The 2,509-nt window shown below is 72.6% G+C and carries 2 protein-coding genes; one reads left to right on the top strand and one right to left on the bottom strand.

What is annotated here, in order from left to right; all coding sequences use genetic code 11:
• Positions 1–208 precede the first annotated feature (208 nt).
• Positions 209–1,369 carry a DNA integrity scanning diadenylate cyclase DisA gene (disA, locus tag GA0115240_RS13505; RefSeq protein WP_370673332.1) on the top strand — a complete coding sequence of 387 codons (1,161 nt, stop codon included), beginning with the start codon at positions 209–211 and terminating at the stop codon, positions 1,367–1,369.
• A gap of 67 nt (positions 1,370–1,436) precedes the next feature.
• Here the strand turns inward: disA and GA0115240_RS13500 are convergent, their stop codons facing one another.
• Positions 1,437–2,315, bottom strand: coding sequence for a hypothetical protein (locus tag GA0115240_RS13500; RefSeq protein ID WP_346267941.1), 879 nt, complete (start codon positions 2,313–2,315; stop codon positions 1,437–1,439).
• Between the last annotated feature and the right edge of the window lie 194 nt (positions 2,316–2,509).

The following is a 2,509-nucleotide window of genomic DNA, read 5'->3' as shown; positions in this document are numbered from 1 at the left end:
TCGCGCGCCTTCCCGCAGGGAGAACGGCGGCGGCCGCGCCCCGCGCCCACCCACCCGAAGGCCCCCCGGCGCCCCCGCCGGCAACCCTCGCCCCCGCCGGAGGAGTCCTCTTCTCCGCGCCCCACAGCGAGGACGACGTAAACTTTGCCCTGGTCTCGCCTCTCGCCGAGCAGGCAGTGGGCATCCGTAGCTACCGGAGGATTGCAGAGTGGCAGCCAATGACCGGGCCGGGGGCACCACCCCGGCCCGCAGGGCAGCGGGGGACTCTGCCGGCAGGTCCGGCGGCGCCCTCGGCGCCGACGGCGGGCTGATGCGCGCCTCGCTGAGCGCCGTCGCGCCCGGTACCGGCCTGCGCGACGGCCTGGAACGGATCGTCCGCGGCAACACGGGCGGACTCATCGTGCTGGGCATGGACAAGACGGTGGAGTCGCTGTGCACCGGCGGCTTCGTCCTCGACGTCGAGTTCACCGCGACCCGGCTGCGCGAGCTGTGCAAGCTGGACGGCGCGCTGATCATCGACAAGGACATCACCAAGATCCTGCGGGCCGGCGTGCAGCTGGTGCCCGACCCGACGATCCCCACCGAGGAGACCGGCACCCGGCACCGCACCGCCGACCGGGTCAGCCGGCAGGTCAACTTCCCGGTCGTGTCGGTCAGCCAGTCGATGCGGCTGATCGCGCTCTACGTGGACGGTCAGCGCCGCGTGCTGGAGGACTCGGCGGCCATCTTGTCCCGGGCCAATCAGGCGCTGGCCACCTTGGAGCGGTACAAGCTGCGGCTCGACGAGGTGGCGGGCACCTTGTCCGCGCTGGAGATCGAGGACCTGGTGACGGTACGGGACGTCACCGCGGTCGCGCAGCGGCTGGAGATGGTGCGCCGGATCGCCACCGAGATCGCCGAGTACGTGATCGAGTTGGGCACCGACGGCCGGCTGCTGTCGCTTCAGCTGGACGAGCTGATCGCGGGCGTCGAGCCCGAACGCGACCTGGTGGCCAGGGATTACGTGCCGGAGCCGACCGCCAAGCGCACCCGCACGGTCGCCGAGGCGCTGGCCGAGTTGGACACCCTGCCGCAGAACGAGCTGATCGAACTCACCACGGTGGCACGGGCGCTGGGCTACACCGGGTCGCCGGAATCGCTGGACTCCGCGGTCTCGCCGCGCGGTTACCGGCTGCTGGCCAAGGTGCCGCGGCTGCCCAACACGGTGATCGAGCGGCTGGTGGACCACTTCGGCGGGCTGCAGAAGCTGCTGGCCGCGAGCGTCGACGATCTGCAGGCGGTGGACGGCGTGGGCGAGGCACGGGCCCGCTCGGTCCGTGAGGGGCTCTCCCGGCTGGCGGAGTCCTCGATCCTGGAGCGCTACGTTTGAAGCAGGTTCGTCTAGCGGAATGACCCGGTCGGGCCGGGGCCGGCACCCGACCGGTCCGGTCGGGGGGTCAGTCGGCCGACAGGACGAAGGACACCTGCTTGGCGCCGTAGCCGGGCAGCGCCGCCTGGACCAGGTAGGTGCCCGGGGCGGCCTGCCGGCCCTTGGGCTGGGCGCAGTTGGGGGAGCTGGTCTTCTCGTTCCAGCGCAGCGTGTAGACGGTGGAGCTGTGCGCACCGACCTGGAGCAGGTAGGAGCCGGTGCCGGGGCAGTCGTTGGAGGCCCAGACATGGCTGTTGTCGGCGGCCTTGGTGATGGTGAACACCGCCTTGGCCGGGGCGAAGTCCACCTTGCAGGTGACGTCGCCGGAGTTGGTGGCCCGCAGTTGGAAGGTCGGGGTGTCGCCGGGCGAGTACGCGTTCTGTACGCCGGCCAGGGACAGTTGGACCGAACTCGGGGAGCAGTCCGGCAGCGTCGAGTCGGCGGGCAGCCGTACCGGGGCCCCTGAGCCGCCGCCGGACGAGCCGGCCGTGCCGCCCGCGCCCGCCGCCGCGCCGCCCGAGGAGGAACCCGCCGCGCCCGCGGTCGAGTCGGCGCCGGAGCCGCTGCTCGTTCCGCTGCCCGCGGTCGTTCCGCTGCCGCCCGTACCGGCGGTGCTGCCCGCCGAGCTGCCCGAACTCCCGCCGCCGGAAGCTCCGTCGGAGGACCCGTCGCCGCCGGGCGAGGTGTCCCGGCCGCCGGGCCGGCCGCTGATGTGAGGGCCCGAGGGGGCGGGCCCGGCGGTGATGGTCGCCACCGGGGTGTGCGAGGCGGTCGGCTCCCCGGAGCCCTTCCCGTCGCCGCCGCCACCGGAGTTGAGCCCCCAGAAGATGATCGCGACCGCCAGCGCGAGCAGGCACAGCGCGATGACCCGCCGCCGCCAGTAGATGGAGGAAGGCAAAGGTCCCACGGGATTGCGCATCGAGCCCACGCACGAACTCTAGGGGAGATCACCCGTCTGCCGCCGCATCACCCGCCGCTCGTCTTACGGTCTTTGCCGATCATCACGTTTACCCGTGCGGGTGACGGGCTTTGGGCCTCCCGGCCGGTCGCTGTGGGTCATCCGCCGTAGCCGACCGTGGCCGATCGTTCGGGTCCCGGTCG

Origin of the sequence: Streptomyces sp. DvalAA-14 (assembly GCF_900091855.1) — a bacterium.
GTDB lineage: Bacteria > Actinomycetota > Actinomycetes > Streptomycetales > Streptomycetaceae > Actinacidiphila.
The sequence above is the reverse complement of the archived record's forward strand: the minus strand, read 5'-3'. Positions and strand labels throughout refer to the sequence as shown.